Source organism: Antrihabitans spumae (genome assembly GCF_043944905.1).
Classification (GTDB): Bacteria; Actinomycetota; Actinomycetes; order Mycobacteriales; family Mycobacteriaceae; genus Antrihabitans; species Antrihabitans spumae.
In genome coordinates this window covers 87,673-106,221 of sequence record NZ_JBIMSN010000154.1, presented here as the reverse complement: position 1 = coordinate 106,221, position 18,549 = coordinate 87,673, and the positions used below count along the sequence as shown (strand labels likewise).

Below are 18,549 nucleotides of genomic sequence, written 5' to 3'. Positions count from 1 at the left end.
GATATGCTGAGGTTACCTCAACATGAGGGAACAACAGCAAATTTTGTTACGCTATTCCCCATGGCCGAAGACCGTGGCAAACCAGCACTGTCGGAATTGTTCTGGGGTGTCACCCGCCGGCTGCGGCATGCCTGGCGTGAAACGTTGGCACCGTGGGACATCGCGCCGTCGCAGGCCCGCGCGCTCGGCGTGTTGGCGCGGCACGGGACGATGCGACTGCGCGACCTCACCGATCACCTACATATCGCATCACGCTCGACGACCGAGGTCGTCGACGCATTGGAAGACCGCGGCCTCGTCGAACGGGTGCAGGACCCCGCGGACCGACGGGCCACACTGGTAGCGCTGACCGCCCCCGCAGGAACCAGCACGGCAGCGGCAATTCAGGACGCACGAGACGCCGAGGCAGAGGCGTTCTTCGGCGCTCTCGACGAGTCGGATCGCGAGCACCTGACCCGCATCCTCGGAAAGCTGCTGCACTAGCCCGTGTCTGCCGGTCGGTGCGGCGCGGGTGCCGACGATACGGTTGACCGACAGATCATCCCGTCGACGAGACGGCGATGCTTGTGACGTTTCGGAGGAGGCTTGGGAGAATGGGCTCACGGGAGTCACGCGTCGGCTCACGGTTCGGTCCGTACGAACTGCGGACACTGCTCGGCAAGGGCGGGATGGGCGAGGTCTACGAGGCGTACGACACGGTGAAAGATCGCACCGTCGCAGTGAAGATCCTGTTCGAAGACCTTGGCAAAGATCCGACGTATCAGGAGCGGTTCCGCCGCGAATCACATTCGGCTGCTCGGTTGCAGGAACCACACGTCATCCCAATTCACGACTGGGGCGAGATCGACGGCGTCCTCTACATCGACATGCGGTTGGTGCGCGGTCAGGATCTGCGGTCGCTCCTGCGGCAGACCGGACCCCTTTCGCCTGCGCGTGCCGTCGCGATCGTCGGCCAGATCGCCGCAGCACTGGATGCGGCCCACGCGGACAACCTGATTCATCGCGACGTGAAGCCCGAGAACATCCTCATCACCGGCGACGACTTCGCCTATCTCGTCGACTTCGGAATCGTCCGCTCCGACAACGATTCCAAGCTCACGTCCCTCGGCGAGACCATCGGCTCGTATGCCTACATGGCGCCCGAGCGTTTCGACGACGTCCCGACCACCGGCGGCGCCGACGTGTACTCGTTGGCATGTGTGCTCTACGAATGTCTCACCGGTTCGAAGGCTTTCGGCGGAACGAGCGTCAATCAGCTGATCAGAGCGCACGTCGTGGGCCGACCTCCCGTGCCGAGCCGGGCGCGGACGGGAATCCCGATCGCCTTCGACGACGTGATCGCGCGCGGAATGGCGAAGGAACCGATCGACCGGTACCGCAGCGCAGGCGAACTGTCCCGTGCCGCCTACGACGCATTGAGCAACCCCGATCGGCACACCGCCAGCGAAATCGTCGATCGATCCGGTGACGCAACCACCGTCAACTTCACCGACAACCGCACGCGGACCTCTCGACCTGCGCCGCGACCTGCCCCCCGACCCGACCCGACACCCCCGACTCGGGTGAACACTCCTGCACCGCAACAGTTCTGGCCTACGCAGACGCCGCAGAACTATGGACCCGCGTCGAGTCCGATGATGTCGAATCCCATGACGTCGTACCCGCCACCACCACCGGTGCCACCGTCGCGCAACTCCAACATCCGGCCGGTGCTGCTCACTCTTCTCGCGGTCGCGGTCCTGGCCCTGCTCAGCGTAGGAGCGTGGTTCGCAGTGATGCAAACGGCCAAGGACGACAGCGCGACGTCGGATACCAGTGCCGTCACTCCCCCGTCAGAGACGACCGAGCTTGCGACGCAACCCGATTCGACCGATCGGCCGACTACCACCGCGCCGCGGACGAACCCGACCCCGGCGACACAAGCGTTGCGGCCGCTCTCGGGCTCGGTCTCGGGAGCGGACGAGCAAGGTTTCATCGACGTGTCCGGCGCTCGCTGCAACGATAGGAATCAAGCCTTGGCAATCGGCCGGACCCCTAGTTCGACCGTCGTCGTCTGCCGAACCGGCGTCGGCCGGATGTACTACAAGGGCGTTCGATCCAGCGATGGAGCCAGCATTGCGCTCGACGATCCGCAGCAGGTGGGCGCGGGTTTCGTCGTCGTCAACAAGACCGACGGCACGCAGTACCGAATCGACTCGTCGTCGCTGACGATCGTTCAGAACGGCGAGATTGTGGCATCGGAGCCGATGGTCGAGTACGCGTCACGCTGACCGCCTGCAGCCCTGATTCGCGACGAGGATATTCGCACCTGCGATGATCGCGCGCAACGCCGACTCGACACCGTCTGCGGCAATTGCCATCGCCCAGTGCCGCCGGCCGTTGTGTTCGCAATAGACGAATGTCGCCGTACCCTCCGCGACGCTCTGCTGGTGAAAAGAAAGCACCTCGACGCCACAACCGGCGTCGTAGAGGATCGAACTCAACGCCGCGATCGGGCCAGGAGCACTGACCCGCGTGCTGCGGCTGCGGCCATCGATGTCGAGCGTCGCGTCGTAGTCGCGCAGTCCGGTCGATCGGGGGGCGACGGTCCATGCGGAGAGTCGAAGCCGACCGGCGATCGGACTGTAGCGCTCGAGAAAGTCGTTCCAGGTCAGTCCTGCCGATTCGGCGCGAAGCGCACGCGGTATCGGGGTGGCGAAACGATCGGTGAACGGATCCGAGGATGCCGTGGAAAAGCGTGTGATGGTGCTCATCGTGATGGTCTTCCGAGCTGAAGGAAGGACCGGGTGGTTAGCACAACGACCCGCAGCGGGGGTCGGTCCGAATCAGACCCCGCTACGGCGGTGTACTATGAGCACGCGCTTCATAACCGAAGACAGTAGAGAAGCCACGGCCGACACGCAACCGCACCGTGGCGGTCCCCCGAGTGTGCCGCTGGCTAACTAGAAAGCATGTCGACGCCTCGGTGGCTGCTCTGTGCAGTTGCGCTCCTCACTGTGTTGGGCGTCAGCGGTTGCACGATCCCGACCCGCGAGGACGCGGCTACGACGTCTCTACCTGCAACGTCTCTTCCTTCGACTTCTGCCTCCGCTGCGGCGCCGACGCCGACCACGTCGGACCCGGCACCTACGACGCCACCACCGCCGACCGAGGCCGCTCCACCGCCCCCACCCGGCGGTCCTGTAGCCGCTCCCGCACCCTGCCTCGCATCGGCGGCGAAGCTCGATTGCGATATGCAGCAACGGATTTCAGCCGCAAACGCCTACATCGCGACCCGTCCGGGCACGGTCGGCTACGTCGTCGGAGATCGGGTGACCGGAGCGTCCTACCGCAACGACGGTGCCGATACACCCGTCTGGACCGCATCCACGATCAAGCTGGCCATGGTCGTCGACCTGCTCACTCGCAATCGTGCAGGTTCCATCACGCTGACCGACGAAGATCGCGACGAGATCCAACAGATGCTGCATTCATCGGACGACGAGGCCGCCGACGGCCTGTGGTTTCGCTACGCAGGCGATGATCACCTCACCTTCAACAACAACTTTCCGACCTACGGAATGGTCGATCTGGTCCCCTACGACGGCTTCATCGAATACTTCCCTTACTGGGGCTTCCAGCAGTGCACTCCGGAAGACCTGGATCGCCTCATCAACTACGTCCTCACCCGCATGGACCCGGCCGACACCGCGTACATCGTCGGCGAAATGCAACGGGTCGACCCGAATCAGCAATGGGGCGTCTGGGGTGCGGGTCCCGCCGCGGCGCCGGGCAACAAGGACGGGTGGTCGGAGGAATCGACCGGTTGGGTCATAAACTCCGTCGGATTCGCGGGACCCGGCCAGCGGTACACCCTGGCAATCATGAACTCGCTCAACGGCGAAGGCAGCTTCGACGACGGAACCGAGACGGATTCGCGTGTCGCCCAGTTGTTGTTCGGCGGCAGGGCTTGACGGTTTCGGTCAGCCCCGTGGCCGCAGCATCGCCGGATGCAGGGTCCGCGCGTCGCCGCGTACGTAGAGCTGCGCAGGCCGACCGCCGTCACGTGTCGTCGTCGAACCGCTCGGTTCGACGAACCCCGCTGTCGTTGTGACTTTGCGGTGAAAGTTGCGCGGGTCGAGCGTTGTGCCCCATACCGTTTCGTACACCCGTCGTAGCTCCGCGATCGTGAACTCCGCAGCGCAGAAGGCCGCGGCCAGTGGCGTGTACTCCAGCTTGTTGCGGGCTCGCTCGACGCCGTCCGTGAGAATGCGATGGTGATCGAACGCCAACGCGTCGGGCTGGGCGAGCACATCGGAAACGGCCAGCAATTCGACTGCGGCAGCATCACTTCCGGCGACCGGATCAACCAGGGTCGGCGTCAGCGCTAGGTATGCGGTCGTAACGACCCGCCCACGCGGGTCGCGGTCGGGCGCGCCGTAAGTACCCAACTGCTCGAGGTGAACGTCGGAGGAGCGCACACCGGTCTCTTCCTCCAGCTCGCGCGCCGCGGCCTGCAGCAGATCTTCGTCGTCGAGTACGAAGCCGCCGGGCAATGCTCGCCTCCCTTGAAAGGGCTCCACTCCCCTACGAACTGCGAGCACAACGAGTCGGTTCTGCTCGATCGTCAGGACAACGAGGTCGACGGCTACAGCTGCGGTCGGACGCAATCGATTGGACACAGCCACATCCTAATCGTCGACTTGACGATAAGTCACGAAGTCAGTTATCGTCAGTTTGACGACAAGGAGTAAGTCATGGCCGACATCACGAAGTTCTGGTTCCTGCGACACCTGCGGGCGAACCCGACCGCACACATCCGCCACCTGAACAGGGCGCGACTCGCGCACGACGGGACTGGGCAGGCCTTCTGGTTCCGGCCGCTCAACGCGGCCTTGAGCGAGATTCCCGTCGACGACCGCGAACAACCGCTGCTGTTTCACGCGCGCACCGTCGACTTCCAGGACATCACCGTGCAAGCCACCATCACCTACCGGGTGGCAGATCCCGCAATCGCCGCTGCCAGAATCGATTTCAGCATCGACCCCGACACCGGCGCATGGCGTGCACGCCCGCTCGAACAGGTCGGCGGTCTGCTGACCGAACTGGCGCAGCAGCATGCTCTCGATCTCGTAGCGCGGATGACGTTGCCGCAGGCGCTCGCGGAAGGAATGGCGTCGGTCAGGGAACGGGTTGCCGGCGGACTCGGCAACGATCAGCGCATCGTCGACACGGGCTTGTCGATCATCGACATTCGCGTCGTCGCGGTGCGCGCCGAACCCGATGTCGAACGCGCGCTGCAGACTCCGATGCGCGAGCAGGTGCAGCAGGACTCCGACAAGGCAACCTTCGAACGGCGCGCCCTTGCGGTCGAACGTGAACGTGCCATCGCGGAGAACGAGTTGCAGAATCAGATCGAACTCGCCAGACGCGAAGAGCAACTGGTTGCGCAGAAGGGGCAGAACGAGCGCAGACGCGCAACGGAAGCTGTTGCCGCGAACCAGGTTCACACCGAAGCGAAAGCCGCGCAGCAACGACTGCTCGCCGACGCCGAGGCAGACTCGACCCGAGTTGTCGGACTTGCGGCAGCAGACATCGAAACGGCAAGGTTGGCCGCCTATCGCGATGTCGACACGCACATCCTCCTTGCTCTGGCAATGGAGAAGCTGGCCGGCAATCTGCCGGAAATCGGCACTGTCAACGTCACACCGGATCTCGTTACTCAGCTGCTGACTCGTCTCACCACAGCGGGGACCTGACATGACACTGCCTCCGCGGGCGGTGATCGTCTACCGCACAACCGAATTCGACGAACTGCTCAGCAGCCACGGGACGAGGGCACAGGCCGCGTTCTTTCTCGAGACGCGCGGCAGAACGCTCGACGAGGTCGAAGCACGGCACAACGCGACCCACTCGGCGCTCGCACGTGTGTCGTCCGCGGTGCCGATCGACTGGCGACGCGGGCAGGTCGAGCGTAAAGATCTGAGCCGCTTCGTATTCGGCCCCGAGGACGTTGTTGTCGCCGTCGGACAGGACGGGCTGGTCGCGAACGTCGCCAAGTATCTCGACGCCCAGCCCGTCGTCGGCGTCAACCCGGATCGCGAGCGTAATCCCGGTGTTCTCGTCGCTCACCAGCCGGGCGATGTTCGAAAAGCCCTTGCTGCAGCTGCAGATCCGGCGAACTCAACAGGGCTGACCATGGTTCAGGCACGGCTGGACGACGGGCAATCGTTGCGCGCACTCAACGAGATCTACGTCGGGCATCCGTCGCATCAATCGGCGCGCTACCGCCTTCGCACTCCGGACGGTCGCGAAGAACGTCACTCGTCGTCGGGCGTCCTTGTCGGATCGGGCACCGGTGCGACGGGCTGGTGCCGATCCGTGTGGTTGGAGCGGGGCAGCTCGTTGCACTTGCCTGCACCCGAGGCCGAAACGCTGTGCTGGTTCGCGCGGGAGGCGTGGCCCTCCCCCGCAACCGGCGCCGATCTGACCGAAGGCCTGCTCAGCACGGGCGAGGAGTTGACGATAGTGGCCGAGTCCGATCTGGTGTTGTTCGGCGACGGCATCGAATCGGACACCCTCACCGTGTCATGGGGTCAACATGTCGTTGTGTCCACCGCAGCGAATCGGCTGAAAATCGTTGGGCGGCTACGCCGCTCGTGAGTCTTTTCGGAGGGCGGAACCTCCGAAAGGACTCACGAGCCCGAGGGGCCCAGGTCGGCAATCAGATCGAGCAACTGGTGCAGATTGGAGCGCAGGACCGGCAGTCGAGACAACGAGATGATCCGCTCGAGCAGCGGGGCTACGCGCCGGACGAGGAGCCTGGTTCGGGCTTGCCCTGGACTGGAGTCGTGGACCCAGAACAGCACGACGCCCATGTGCGCGAGCCACAGCAACTCGGGCAGCTCGGTAAGAAGCCTTTTGTCCGCTTTGATGACACTGCCCTCGACGACACTGCGCATGATCGCGGTCGAGGCTTCGCGGGCCTCTCGACTCTCCTCGCTGAACGGACTCAGCGGGCTGGTCGGTTCGGCGGCGATGGCGAAGAACTTGCCTGCGAACTGGTGATACGGCTCGGCGACGTCGAGAAACAGGTTCTCGGTGAGTAGCCACCGCTGAGCCAGTGAGGTCGTCGGCCCGAGACGACCGCGCACAGCCTCTTCGTGCAGATTCTGCATCCGGACGTAGAAGCCCTGGACCAATTGGTCCTTGGACGAGAAGTAGTAGTAGGCGTTGCCGAGGCTGACGCCTGCTTCCGACGCGACCGCTCGCATCGTCGTCTTGGCGTAGCCCTTCTCCTCGAACAGGCGAAGGGCTACGTCGACGATCCGCTGTCGGGTTTCTTCACCACGAGCGGTGGACGGTTCGGCCGGGTTGGTCACACCCACATCTTGCCCCGACATCACCGCGTCACCGTGGCACCGCGCTGGTTCAGCGCGCAGGCGCGGGCGGTACGGGCGCATACGACACGGGGACCATCGGCCGCTGCAGGTATTGCGGTTCCTGAGGCAGCTTGCGACCGCGGCGCAGCCGTGCCAACACGACGAGGTTGCTGAAATGCAGCACACCGAGGCCGAGAGTAACTGCGCCGAGCTTGCCTGCCAGTGCTTCGAACGCCGCTCGCGCGGTGGTGACGTCACCGTCGATGCGAAGCACAAGGGCTATGTAGCCGACGTTGATCAACCAGAACCCGACGACAAGCAGATGGTTGACGGCGGCTGCTGTTTCTTCGTCACCGTCGAATGCCTTGACGAGGAACGATCCCCCGTTGCGGTAGAGCAGGCGCGCGACGAAGAACGTCAGCGCAGCACTGACAGCGACGTAGACGGCATAGGTGATGGTGATGGTGTCCATCGGATCTCCTTCGAACGCAACTTGAACATGTTCAATTAGCGTAGCAGCTATTTGAACATGTTCAAGTATGCAGATTTCCTAGGACGCCGGCTGGTCGCCTCGCCGGTCCCAGCCGCGCTGCACTGCGTCGTACTCGGCTTTCGACAACGTGGCAGCGAACGCTTCCAACGCCCCGAGGGCGTCGGGACTCTGCATCAGGAGTTCGCGGATCGAAGCAGCAACGGCTTCGCGCCGACTGCGAGAGGGTTGGTAGTAGTACGCACGCTGCCGCTTCTCGCGCTCGACCCAACCCTTTTCGTGCAGGTGGGTGACGACTGTGAGAACGGTTGTATAGGCAAGGCGCTTGGACTCACCGAGACGGTCGACGAGATCGCGGACGGAGAGGTACTCCGTTGCCGCCCACAATCTGTCCATCACCTCGGCTTCTAGTTCTCCGAGATCTTTCATTTCTCGACTACTGCGCGATCGGTCCGGCGAGCTGGATGCCACGCGAGACAAGCCAGCCGAGGGGTTCGAGCTTCGCGCCGTCCGGTGCCCACACCTCGAAGTGCAGGTGCGGTCCGGTCGACTGACCACGGTTTCCGACAGTTGCGATCAGCTCTCCCGCGCGGACGTGCTGACCGGCGACAACCTTCGCCTCGTTCACGTGACCGTAGACAGCGATGGTGCCGTCGTCCTGCTGGACGCGGACCCACATACCGAAGCCCGAAGCCGGACCGGCCTCGATGACGACACCGTCGGTGACGGAGACGATCGGAGTGCCGATGGCGTTGGCGATGTCGATGCCGCCGTGCAACGTGCCCCAGCGCGGCCCGAAGAGCGACGTCAGGAGGCCGACCACAGGCACTGCCGACCGCGGTCGGTGCGCTTCCGCTTCGCGGGCCACACGGAGAGCCTCGTCGACGCGTTGGGTCTGCGCGGCGATCCAGTCGGCATGATCTGCGCGAATGGCCTGCTCGTCGACCGCGGCGTTCTGGTCGCCCTGCTCGGTTCCCGAAGGCATGGCAGCCGCGGACGAGGCGCCGAGCAGAGTGCCTGCTGCGACTGTTGCGGCGATGAAGCGGCCGGCCTTCGAGTTGCGGCGAGCTGCACGGTTGGGACGATTGGGTAACGAAACGGTTTCGAACATGGGATCGACCGTACTACTAAGCAGCATAGTTTCTGTGATCTGCCCGTGATAATCGGCTAGTTGATCTTAAAATACTCAACCAATTGTCCGAATTTCGAACATCGAATTGATCAGTAAATCCCAACCCTGACCTGCAATGATTCATGATCGAAATCGAGAGTGTGCCCGATTACTTTGTTAGGCCGGTCACATAACGGCCCCGTGATGTTTGAAATGCGCTTTTTTTGGGCCGCGAAGCTGCCCACCAGCAACCTCGAGAGCAGCAACAACACGTCGTCGAACACCGATATCCAGGTGCGTCAATGCAGGTCTGCGAATGCGGAAACCGCCCCGAAAAGTATCCGTTTCGGCCAGATCCGGACCGATACAACCCGAAATTCGACTCCGGCCGAAAGCACCCACACGATTGGAATTCAAGCGTTTGTGCCACGGCATTCCGGCAGCGGAATCAAGGCAACAGGCACTGCGTCGAAGGCCCCTCGCACGTATACCGTTCGAACGATTGCCCCACGCGGCCCGCTGACAGAGAATCGAGCGGAGCGATATCGATGACGGGGGACGATCTGTGTTCATGCGAACTCGTAGGGACCCTGCCGACAATTCCTTGCCGCCGCCTACAGCGGTCGCGCACACCGACGCCGTCGACCGACCGACCGGACGTCGAAGGATCGGCGTCGTCGAAGACCACGAGTCGGTTGTCATGGGTCTGACGCTGATGTTGGCCGACCAGGACGACCTCGAGCTAGCGGTCACCGCGCAGACGGTCCCCGAGTTGCTCGCCACCGGCCTGACCCTCGATCTTGCGATCCTCGACCTGCGGCTCGGTGACGGGTCCTCCCCCACCGGCAACGTCGAACTGCTCCGAGCTGCAGGTATCGACACACTTGTCTTCACCGGCGCAGAGAACCCGTACATGGTTCGCCTCGCGGCGCGGGCAGGCGTTCTCGGCGTTGTCCGAAAATCCGAAGCGCGGGCGGTTGTCGTCGAAGCGATTCGCGCAGCCGCATACGGCGAACAGGTCGTGACGACGGACTGGGCCGCGGCAATCGACGGCGACCCCAAACTGCTGGACGTCGGGCTCAGTCCGCGACAGCGCGAAGTTCTCGCGCTCTACGCCTCCGGCGAGAAGACTGCCCGCGTCGCGCACCTGACCGGATTGGCACCGCAGACCGTCACGGACTACCTCGGTCGCATTCGTGCGAAATACGCCGAGGCCGGACGACCGTCACCGACCAAGACCGATCTCTACAAACGTGCGGTCGAAGACGGGCTACTGCCGATGCCGCAGAACCCATGGGATCAGTAGCAGGCGACAACGTATCGGACGAGCCAGCCGCGGACCGCCTGCTGCGGATGTTCGCACGGTTCGTCGGCCTCGGCTACGCCATCTACCTGACCCTCCTGATCACCGACGCCATCTCGTTCAGCCGTTTTCTTGCGCCGTGGTGGACGCCTGTCGTCGCGGTGTCGGTGTTCGGGTCGGGCATCACGCTTGCCCTCGTCGGCTTCCGGCACAGCAGGAGGCTGATTCACCGCGTCGCGACCACCGCAGCCCTGACCTACCTCTTTGCCGTGTTCACGTTTCCGATCGCATGGTCGGGGCGTGGCGCAACCGTGGACAACGTGATCGACCAGACCAACTTCTGGCTCACTCTTTTTCCTGGACTGTCCAGCCTCGCCGCGGCATTGGTTTGGCGGCCGATCTGGGTGTACGCGCATCTTGTCGTTGCCTGTGTCGGCGCCCAGCTGATCAATTCCGTCGTGCGCGGTCCCGATCGGAGCATGCTGTTGGCCGATATCAGCTTCGCGACGATGTTCTGCACGCTGTTCGTATCGGCCGCGGTCGTCGCGATGCGAACCGGTCGGGTCCTCGACGAGACGAGATTGCGCACGCACGCGGCCGCAGCCACGGCCGCCGCACAGCAAGCGCGCACTGTCGAGCGCGAACGGTTCGACGCGCTGATCCACGATCAAGTGATGTCGACTCTGCTCTCGATCACCCAGCAGGGCGCAAACTCGACCGTCCTCGACCAGGTCGAGCACACGTTGAGCCAGCTGAGCGACTTGCGGAACAGTTCAGCGGCCGACGGTGATTTCGACACCGCAGCGGTGCTCGCACATCTTCGCTTGGCTGCAACCGATGCCGACTCCGCGGTCGCCATCCGCACGGCCGTCGAACCGACCGCTGCGTTGGTCGTTCCCGCCGGCGCGGCACGTGCGGTCGGAGCGGCCCTCGGCGAAGCAGTCCGCAATAGCGTCCGTCATGCCGGCTCGACCGCCGACCGCGCTGTCGACGTTTCGATTCGACCGGACGAACTGCGCGTCCAGGTCGTGGACAACGGCAAGGGGTTCGACGTCGCGGCAGTGCCGTCGCACCGGCTCGGTCTCGCGGTCAGCATTCGTACCCGCATGAATCAGTTGCCCGGCGGCCGCGCATTTGTCGAGTCCCGCCCTGGACACGGCACCCGCGTGCTGCTGACGTGGAACGCACCCCGATGACCCAACCACCCGACCGCCGCGTCTCGGACCTGCGTGGATTACTCGGAATGCAATCCTCGGCCGCGCGGTGGATCGTTGCGTTCTACTCGTTTTCGTTCGTTCTACTTGCATTTTCGTCACGGGAAGGGATAGCCCCACTGTGGCCGGTCTGCATCGCCCTCGTCGTTGCCACAGCGAGTGCGATCACCTTGATCACGGTCGGCGGCGATCCACTTCCACTGCGCTACACCATTCCGCTCGCCGCGTCGGGTCCGGTGAATATCGCAATCGTGACGGCTGTCGTACCCGTGCCGATTACCTCGGGTGGGCAGATGTGGCCGGGTGCTGCCGCGACCGCGCTGTACACGTTCATGTGTGTCAGAGGTCGGACGTTGGCGGCGTGGACCGGGCTACTCGGGATGTTCGTCGTGAGCATCGTGTGGTCCTCGTCGACCGGTCAGGGGTTCGGCACGGGCCTCACCCTGCAGATCGTGAACGCCGCGCCACTTGCAATGGCGACCTTCTTTGCGATGACCCTGCGACCGGCTGCACGCGAGATCTTCGAGCTTCGGGAGCAATCCACCAGAAAGGCAGCAGCCGAAGCTGCGGCCGACGCGATTCTCTCCGAACGCGACCTTCAGCTCGATCGTCTCGACGAGTTGGCCCGACCGATCCTCGAACGGGTCGCAATCGGCGGCGCGCTTGCGGCGTCCGACGTTCTCGCATGTGGATTGTTGGAGGCGCATCTACGCGACACACTCCGGGCGCCTGCCCTTGCAGCCTCGGGGGTCGCCGCGGCCGCGCGGTCCGCACGCAGCCGCGGGGTCGACGTCGTGCTGCTCGACGATCGGGGCGCCGACGACGCCGACCAGGCCGACCGCGAACGCCTGCTCGACGCGATCGCAGCGGACCTGATTGCTGTCACGTCCGGATCGGCAACGGTGAGGATTCTGCCGCCTGGACGATCCAGCCTCGCGACCGTTCTTGTGACGAGCGCACAGTCGACAACTCGAATCGAGTACGGGTCGGACGGTCGACCAGTTCATCGTGCGTCCGGCTAACGAAGACCCCCATCCGTTGGGCAATGAAGTCGCGTCTGTCCCAAGGAGTTACGCGCGGATAGTTTTTAGTCACAGAACACGAAGGCGAGTCGGTCGGGGGACTTTCTTCGTTGCCGATGATGCGCCGCACACTGGAGACAATCACCGTGACAATGACTTTCGACGATATCGCCCGCTTCGAAGCGCCGCGCCAGCCCGCAACCGCACAGCCGAATCTCTCGCCACGGGAGCTGGAGGTCCTTCTCGTCTGGCTGCGCAGTGACTCCAAAACCGCTGTTGCAGCTGCGATGTACCTTTCGGTCGGCACCGTGAACACCCACCTGTCCCGCATTCGTTCCAAGTACACCCTCGTCGGGCGGCCTGCTCCGACGAAGGCGTCCCTTGTGGCCAGAGCGCTACAGGACGGGCTGATCGCTATCGACGACCTGTGACGCCTGCCTTGCCGTTCTCCAAAGGCGTCGACTCGATTGTCTCGACTGTCGGACCGTCGAAGCACGAAAGAGGCCGATGTGCGCTTGGAATTCGGCTGTATCGAAACAAATCAGCAATTCAATCCGAATCCAACCTGCCGTAGCTAGGCTCCAACCGGAATTTCTACAGGTATGGATCTGTGGGCATCGACAGGAGAAGATCGATTTGAAGCACTCGAAAGCAGGAACCGCGATCGTCGCGGCGGCCGCCGTGGCAGTGAGCCTGTCCCTCGTTGGTTGCAGTGAGGACTCGAAGTCATCATCGTCTTCGTCGACGAGTTCCAGCGCCGCGGCGACAAGCAAGGCCGAGAGCTCCGCCAAGACGACCGAGAAGAAGAGCAAGCTCGCACCGCGCAGTTCGGAAGCTCCCGGCTCGGGCGCGAACAAGACCATCGCGGACTACATCGTCGACAACGACATCACCGAGACCGTTGTGCACAGCGGCGACGCCGGAAGCCCCACGGTCGGACTCCCGATTCCCGATGGCTGGGAAGACGCGAACGACAAAGCACCGGACGTCGCCTACGGCGCAATTCTCTACAGCGGTCCCGAGGCAGGCGAGTACCCGGTGACCGTCATCGCGATCATGTCGAAGCTCGACGGCAACGTGGATCCCGACGAACTCCTCTCCTTCGCACGGGGCGAGCTCCAGAACCTGCCCGGATTCGAGCCGTTGGCCGCGGGAACGAAGACGACCTTCAACGACTTCCCTGCATTCGAGTACGGCGGAACCTACACGGGCGACAACGGCGAAATCCTGGTGTCGGCGCAGAAGACTGTCGTCGTCGAGGGTTCCGACGGCACCTACGTCATGCAGTTCAACGTCGACGGCGCCGAGGAACAGATCGAGGTCATCAAGGACGTCACCACGTTCATCGACGAAAACGTCACCATCACCCCGTAAGTCTAACCCAGGATCGAACGAGCACGATGATCGGCCGCACGCAGACGACGTTTGCGTGCGGCCAAGTGGCTGTCCCCAGACTCTTTCGACAATTTATCTGTGACTTGTAGTAACGTCATAAATCCGACGTCAGAGTTGTCGTTCCGGAGGACATGTCATGCTGTACGCGCAAACCGAAGTCCCAGCACCGCCGGCAGGCGGCGCCGCAATCGGTGAAGTGATCATCGCCTTCGCCATCACCCTCGCAGCCGCGCTGCCGACCATCTGGTTGATGTGGCGCGAAACAGCGGGAAAGCCGACGGCCATCGGTCGACTCGCCGACTGGGTCGCTACGAAGGACCATTTGCCACGCTGGGTCGGGCTTCCGTCCTACGCCCTTGTCGTATCCTTGCTGACCGCAGGCTTCGGCGTGTGGTGGGACGTTGCGCTGCACATGCAGAACGGTCGCGACGAAGGCCCGCTCGCGAACCCGTCGCACTACCCGATCTTCCTTGCGCTTCTCGCGATCTTCAACATCGGCCTCATCAGCGCGGTCTTCGCCAAGGGTGAATTGCCCCGTCGCACAATCGCCATCGGTCCGGCCATCCGGGCACCACTCGGTTCGATCGTGATCATCGGAGCAGGCGTCATCGCGTTGGCGGGCTTCCCGTCCGACGACCTCTGGCACCGCCTCTTCGGCCAGGACGTCACCGAATGGGGACCGACGCACGTCATGATGATCGGCGGCGCGGTGACCTGCGTGATCGGGCTGGCGCTCCTACAGGCCGAAGCACGCCAACTCGGTGCCGCCGGCGCGATGGGCTTCGGTGGCCGACTGCGCGGCGCGATCATGCTTTCGCTGTGCATCGTGCCCTTCGCGTTCCTCATGGAATTCGATCTCGGCGTTCCGCAGTTCCCGATGGCAACGCAGTTCATCATCGTCGGTCTTCTCGCGGGCTGGATCTTCACCGGCGTACGCGCATACTTCGGACCCGGCGGCGCGCTGCTTGCCTGGGTCGTCTATCTGATCGCTCACCTGATTCTGCTCGGCTCCACCGCGTTGGTCGACGATGTACTGCTCGCCCGCTTCCTGTTGCTATTGCCCGCCGCCATCTTGGTAGAGCTGGTCGCACTCGCGGTGTCGCCGCGTCGCGGACTCACCTTCTGGATCACCTCCGGCGTGCTGATCGGAACCCTCGGCCTCGCTGCGGAATGGGTCTGGTCGCAGTTCTTCATGCCACTCCCCCAACCGATTCCCGGCTCCGCGCTGCCGCTGATGCTCGCGGTCGGCACCGCGGCGGCGGTCGGTGGCGGATTGCTCGGCTCCTGGCACGTCCGGCAACTACAGGACACTGCGAGTCGCCCCGACACCGACGACGAGTTGACCTTCGACGCCATCGCCGACCTACTGCGCAGAGTCAAGTTGACGTTCCTCGTCGGACCGGGTGAATCCATCTTCGGATATTGGAAACGCGGCCAGACCGGCACGTTGACCAGCAACGAGGTCCCCTGGCGGCGGCACGGTGCAGCCATGCTCGGAATGGGGCTGTTCATCGGCCTGATGGCCGCCTACACACCGCAGGACCCCATCGACTTCGAGGCGCGTGTCGCACTGGATTACGTGGACGGCGCGGCGGAAACCTGCGGAACGACAACGTCCAAGTGCACCGCCTTCGTGACCGTCGATGTGGAACCGGTGAACATCGCCGAAGACGGCAAGATCTGGTTCTACGCCCTGGCGTGGCAAGGTCGGCATCGGTCGGCGGACGTCACGACGCTGCCACGCGACCCGATCGCGGACGTGCCAGGCATCATGCGCGTCGAGATGGCGCCGACCGGCGTAACGGGCCAGTACCGCAGCGCCGAACCGTTGCCGCTCTACGGCAGCTGGAAAACCCTCGTCCGCCTGCACACCGCGCCGACCAGCATGTCCGCGCTGCCGCTGTACGCACCCGACGACCCTGCCATCACCGCCGACAAGGGTCGCCGAATCATTGTCACGGACGGTCAACGAGTCGATGCCATGACCGAACCCGGCTTCCTGCAGCGCGAAATCAAGGACGACGTTCCGGCGTGGTTGTGGACCGCGGCCTACATCGTCGTCGGCCTGTTCTGGCTCGGGTTGATCGCGTTGTACGGCTGGTGCCTTGCCGCTGCGGCCAAGGGCGGAGCAACGCCGGTCCGTACCGACACCGACGATCCGGTGGCTCCGCCGTCCAAGGTCTGATACTGGCTTCTCGCTGCCCTTGCCCCGCGCTCGCACCAGGAGCAAGATCGAAGTTGCGCCCATAGTCGAGTCAGCCCATTCGACGCAGGCGTCGACAGCGATGTGGACTCGAGCAATGTGAACTCGGTTGTGAGCACGCAGCTAGAACGAGAATCCATCGTCGGCAACACGATCGAACGCCGACGGACGATCGTCCGTGGCATTGTCCAGGGCGTCGGCTTCCGGCCCTTCGTCGCGCGGCTCGCCTGCGAGCTGAACTTGAGCGGCTACTGCGGCAACGACGACTCGAGCGTGTTCATCGAAGTCGAGGGTCCGACGTGGGCGCTGGACGAGTTCGATCGGCGGTTGCCCGCCGAGTCGCCTCCCCTCGCCGTCGTCGTCGACGTGGTTCGCGAAGCTCGTCCGCCCAACGGCGATCGGGGCTTCGAGATATCGGCCAGTCGCCGGACCGCTGCTGCCCGAACGCTGGTGCCACCCGACGTGGCCATGTGCACGGACTGCTCGCGCGAATTCGGCGATCCGATCGACCGCCGCTATCGGCATCCGTTCATCAACTGCACCAACTGCGGTCCGCGGCTGACGGTTATCACCGATCTGCCCTACGACAGACCCGCAACGACGATGGCCGCGTTCGAGATGTGTGAACTCTGCGCGACCGAGTACTCCGATCCAACCGATCGACGATTTCATGCTCAACCGATCTCATGTCACGACTGCGGACCGCACCTCGTCGCGCTATCGGCCGGCCGCCGAATCACCGGCGACGACAACGTACTTGCCGAAGTTCACAGTGCGCTCGGCGCCGGGCTCGTTGTCGCCGTCAAAGGAATCGGCGGGTTCCACCTGGTCTGCGACGCAACTGATTCCAGTGCCGTCGAACGCCTCCGAGAGCGGAAGAACCGGCCGCACAAACCGTTTGCGGTGATGGCAGCAGACGTGGCGAGTGTCGAGCAGATCTGCCACATCGATGCCGCGGAAACAGCTGCGTTGAGCTCGCCTGCCGGTCCGATAGTGCTGCTACGCAAGCGATCCGGCCGGACGATCGCGGCGTCGGTCGCGCCGGGCCTGCACGAGTTGGGGATCATGCTTGCCTACTCGGGAGTGCACAAACTGCTGCTTTCGCCCGTTGCCGGCCGTCCCGCTGCGCGGTATCTGGTGATGACATCGGGAAATCTGAGCGGGGAGCCGCTCTGCTTCGATAACGACGACGCGGTGGCCCGCCTATCAGGTGTGGCCGACCTGTTTCTCCTGCACGATCGCGAGATCGCAGTGCCGTGCGAGGATTCGGTGTTGGCGGTGGCGGACGGGAGCGTGCTTCCCATCAGGCGATCCCGCGGCTTCGCACCCGTTCCGATCGTTCTTCCCGATACCGGACCCGTTGTGCTCGCTGTCGGCGCCGAAGTGAAGAACACCTTCTGCCTCACAAGGCAGAACTACGCATTCTGCAGCTCGCACCTCGGCGACGTGGGAACGCTGGAAAGCCAACGCGCCTTCGAGCTGTCGGTCGACCAGTTGACGACTCTCCATTCGGTGACGCCGCAGCTGCTCGTCGCCGACGACCATCCCGGCTACGCGACTCGGCAGTGGGCCGAGCGACACAGCGACACGACGGGTATCCCCCTCACCACTGTCCAGCATCACCATGCACATGCGGCGTCGCTGCTCGCCGAACACGGCAGGATCGGCACCGCAGTGCTCGGAATTGCCTTCGACGGCACAGGTTTCGGCTGCGACCGTACGGTGTGGGGTGGCGAGCTGCTGCTTGTCGGACCGAACGTCGAGGACGCCATACGGGTCGGGCATCTGCAGTCGTTTCTACTTCCAGGCGGGGACGCCGCCGTTCGAAACCCGGTCCGGACCGCACTCGCATTGCTGCACGAGGTCGGCATCGACGCACCGGGAGCAACCGCGACACTGGATCCAGCCGAGCGCAAACTGGTTGCGTCACAACTAGCTTCAGGTACCGGCTGCATCCGCACCACCAGCATCGGGCGACTGTTCGACGGCGTCTCGTCACTGCTCGGCGTGTGCCACCGGGTCAGCTACGAGGCGCAGGCTGCGATCGAACTCGAAACCCTTGCGCGGTCGGCACACAACGCAATTCCACTGCACATGGCGATCGAGGGCGACGAACTTCGACTCGGCGGTCTGGTGCGTGAACTGCTCGACGGCCTGCGGTCCGGGCTCGCTCCCGCAGACCTCGCCCTCGGCTTCCACCTCGCGCTCGCCTCGGCGACAGCAGAGTTGGCGGCCGACCTCGCTCGACGATCGCAGGTGTCGACGATCGGGCTCACGGGTGGTGTGTTCGGCAATCGGATACTGCTGCGCGTCGTGCGAACTACGTTGCAAGACAGAGGCTTCGAAGTCCTGTGCCACGAAAAGGTGCCGTGCAACGACGGTGGTCTCTCCCTAGGCCAAGCCGTCGTCGGACGCGCACGTTACGCAAGGATCGATGAAACGGAGTAGCC

Annotated in this window: 17 protein-coding genes and 1 pseudogene; 12 read left to right on the top strand and 6 right to left on the bottom strand. The window is 63.9% G+C overall.

All coding sequences use genetic code 11. The features are described 5' to 3' along the window. The first annotated feature begins 60 nt into the window (after window positions 1–60). Both ACHIRB_RS29275 and ACHIRB_RS29270 read left to right on the top strand, forming a co-directional pair. A complete protein-coding gene (locus ACHIRB_RS29275; protein WP_395124424.1) occupies window positions 61–483 on the top strand; it encodes a MarR family winged helix-turn-helix transcriptional regulator in 423 nt (140 codons plus the stop codon). Window positions 484–593: 110 nt separating this feature from the next. Continuing rightward, entirely contained in the window at window positions 594–2,270 is a 1,677-nt protein-coding gene (locus tag ACHIRB_RS29270; protein ID WP_395124423.1) for a serine/threonine-protein kinase, read from the top strand. On the opposite strand, the gene ACHIRB_RS29265 is transcribed toward ACHIRB_RS29270, so the two are convergent. Continuing rightward, window positions 2,262–2,753, bottom strand: a complete 492-nt coding sequence (locus ACHIRB_RS29265; protein ID WP_395124422.1) for an alpha-isopropylmalate synthase regulatory domain-containing protein — start codon at window positions 2,751–2,753, stop codon at window positions 2,262–2,264. The genes ACHIRB_RS29270 and ACHIRB_RS29265 overlap by 9 nt on opposite strands. 480 nt (window positions 2,754–3,233) lie before the next feature. On the opposite strand from ACHIRB_RS29265, the gene ACHIRB_RS29260 reads away from it, so the two are divergent. Further along, window positions 3,234–3,953 carry a serine hydrolase gene (locus ACHIRB_RS29260; protein WP_395115623.1) on the top strand — a complete coding sequence of 240 codons (720 nt, stop codon included), beginning with the start codon at window positions 3,234–3,236 and terminating at the stop codon, window positions 3,951–3,953. Window positions 3,954–3,962: 9 nt separating this feature from the next. Here ACHIRB_RS29260 and ACHIRB_RS29255 read toward each other — a convergent pair whose 3' ends face one another. Further along, window positions 3,963–4,661 (bottom strand): NUDIX hydrolase, encoded by a 699-nt coding sequence (locus ACHIRB_RS29255; protein ID WP_395115577.1) that lies wholly within the window; start codon window positions 4,659–4,661, stop codon window positions 3,963–3,965. A 75-nt stretch (window positions 4,662–4,736) separates the two neighbouring features. Between ACHIRB_RS29255 and ACHIRB_RS29250 the strand changes: the two genes are divergently transcribed. Continuing rightward, window positions 4,737–5,738, top strand: coding sequence for an SPFH domain-containing protein (locus ACHIRB_RS29250; RefSeq protein WP_395115576.1), 1,002 nt, complete (start codon window positions 4,737–4,739; stop codon window positions 5,736–5,738). Between the two features lies 1 nt (window position 5,739). After that, entirely contained in the window at window positions 5,740–6,642 is a 903-nt protein-coding gene (locus tag ACHIRB_RS29245) for a diacylglycerol kinase catalytic domain-containing protein (protein WP_395115575.1), read from the top strand. A 32-nt stretch (window positions 6,643–6,674) separates the two neighbouring features. Here ACHIRB_RS29245 and ACHIRB_RS29240 read toward each other — a convergent pair whose 3' ends face one another. From ACHIRB_RS29240 to ACHIRB_RS29225, 4 genes are all read right to left on the bottom strand, one after another. Beyond that, the gene (locus tag ACHIRB_RS29240; protein ID WP_395115574.1) at window positions 6,675–7,361 is read right to left on the bottom strand and encodes a TetR/AcrR family transcriptional regulator; all 687 of its coding nucleotides are present in this window, start codon (window positions 7,359–7,361) and stop codon (window positions 6,675–6,677) included. A gap of 49 nt (window positions 7,362–7,410) precedes the next feature. Then, window positions 7,411–7,833 carry a hypothetical protein gene (locus ACHIRB_RS29235; protein WP_395124421.1) on the bottom strand — a complete coding sequence of 141 codons (423 nt, stop codon included), beginning with the start codon at window positions 7,831–7,833 and terminating at the stop codon, window positions 7,411–7,413. A 78-nt stretch (window positions 7,834–7,911) separates the two neighbouring features. Further along, complete coding sequence (locus ACHIRB_RS29230) at window positions 7,912–8,280, bottom strand: BlaI/MecI/CopY family transcriptional regulator (protein ID WP_395115572.1); 369 nt, start codon at window positions 8,278–8,280, stop codon at window positions 7,912–7,914. A 7-nt stretch (window positions 8,281–8,287) separates the two neighbouring features. Continuing rightward, window positions 8,288–8,962 (bottom strand): M23 family metallopeptidase, encoded by a 675-nt coding sequence (locus tag ACHIRB_RS29225; RefSeq protein WP_395115571.1) that lies wholly within the window; start codon window positions 8,960–8,962, stop codon window positions 8,288–8,290. A 604-nt stretch (window positions 8,963–9,566) separates the two neighbouring features. On the opposite strand from ACHIRB_RS29225, the gene ACHIRB_RS29220 reads away from it, so the two are divergent. From ACHIRB_RS29220 to hypF, 7 genes and pseudogenes are all read left to right on the top strand, one after another. Further along, a complete protein-coding gene (locus tag ACHIRB_RS29220) occupies window positions 9,567–10,268 on the top strand; it encodes a response regulator transcription factor (RefSeq protein WP_395124435.1) in 702 nt (233 codons plus the stop codon). Next, window positions 10,256–11,461 carry a sensor histidine kinase gene (locus tag ACHIRB_RS29215; protein ID WP_395115569.1) on the top strand — a complete coding sequence of 402 codons (1,206 nt, stop codon included), beginning with the start codon at window positions 10,256–10,258 and terminating at the stop codon, window positions 11,459–11,461. Before ACHIRB_RS29220 ends, ACHIRB_RS29215 begins: the two co-directional genes overlap by 13 nt. Further along, window positions 11,458–12,501, top strand: a complete 1,044-nt coding sequence (locus ACHIRB_RS29210) for a hypothetical protein (RefSeq protein WP_395115568.1) — start codon at window positions 11,458–11,460, stop codon at window positions 12,499–12,501. The genes ACHIRB_RS29215 and ACHIRB_RS29210 overlap by 4 nt, the downstream gene beginning before the upstream one ends. A 203-nt stretch (window positions 12,502–12,704) precedes the next feature. After that, window positions 12,705–12,932, top strand: a pseudogene (locus tag ACHIRB_RS29205) (LuxR C-terminal-related transcriptional regulator); the annotation flags it as partial. 205 nt (window positions 12,933–13,137) lie between these two features. Next, window positions 13,138–13,875 carry an envelope biogenesis lipoprotein LpqN gene (lpqN, locus tag ACHIRB_RS29200; RefSeq protein ID WP_395115567.1) on the top strand — a complete coding sequence of 246 codons (738 nt, stop codon included), beginning with the start codon at window positions 13,138–13,140 and terminating at the stop codon, window positions 13,873–13,875. A 157-nt stretch (window positions 13,876–14,032) separates the two neighbouring features. Beyond that, window positions 14,033–16,081, top strand: coding sequence for an ABC transporter permease (locus tag ACHIRB_RS29195; protein ID WP_395124420.1), 2,049 nt, complete (start codon window positions 14,033–14,035; stop codon window positions 16,079–16,081). 129 nt (window positions 16,082–16,210) lie between these two features. Further along, window positions 16,211–18,547 (top strand): carbamoyltransferase HypF, encoded by a 2,337-nt coding sequence (gene hypF / locus ACHIRB_RS29190; protein ID WP_395115565.1) that lies wholly within the window; start codon window positions 16,211–16,213, stop codon window positions 18,545–18,547. Window positions 18,548–18,549: the final 2 nt, after the last annotated feature.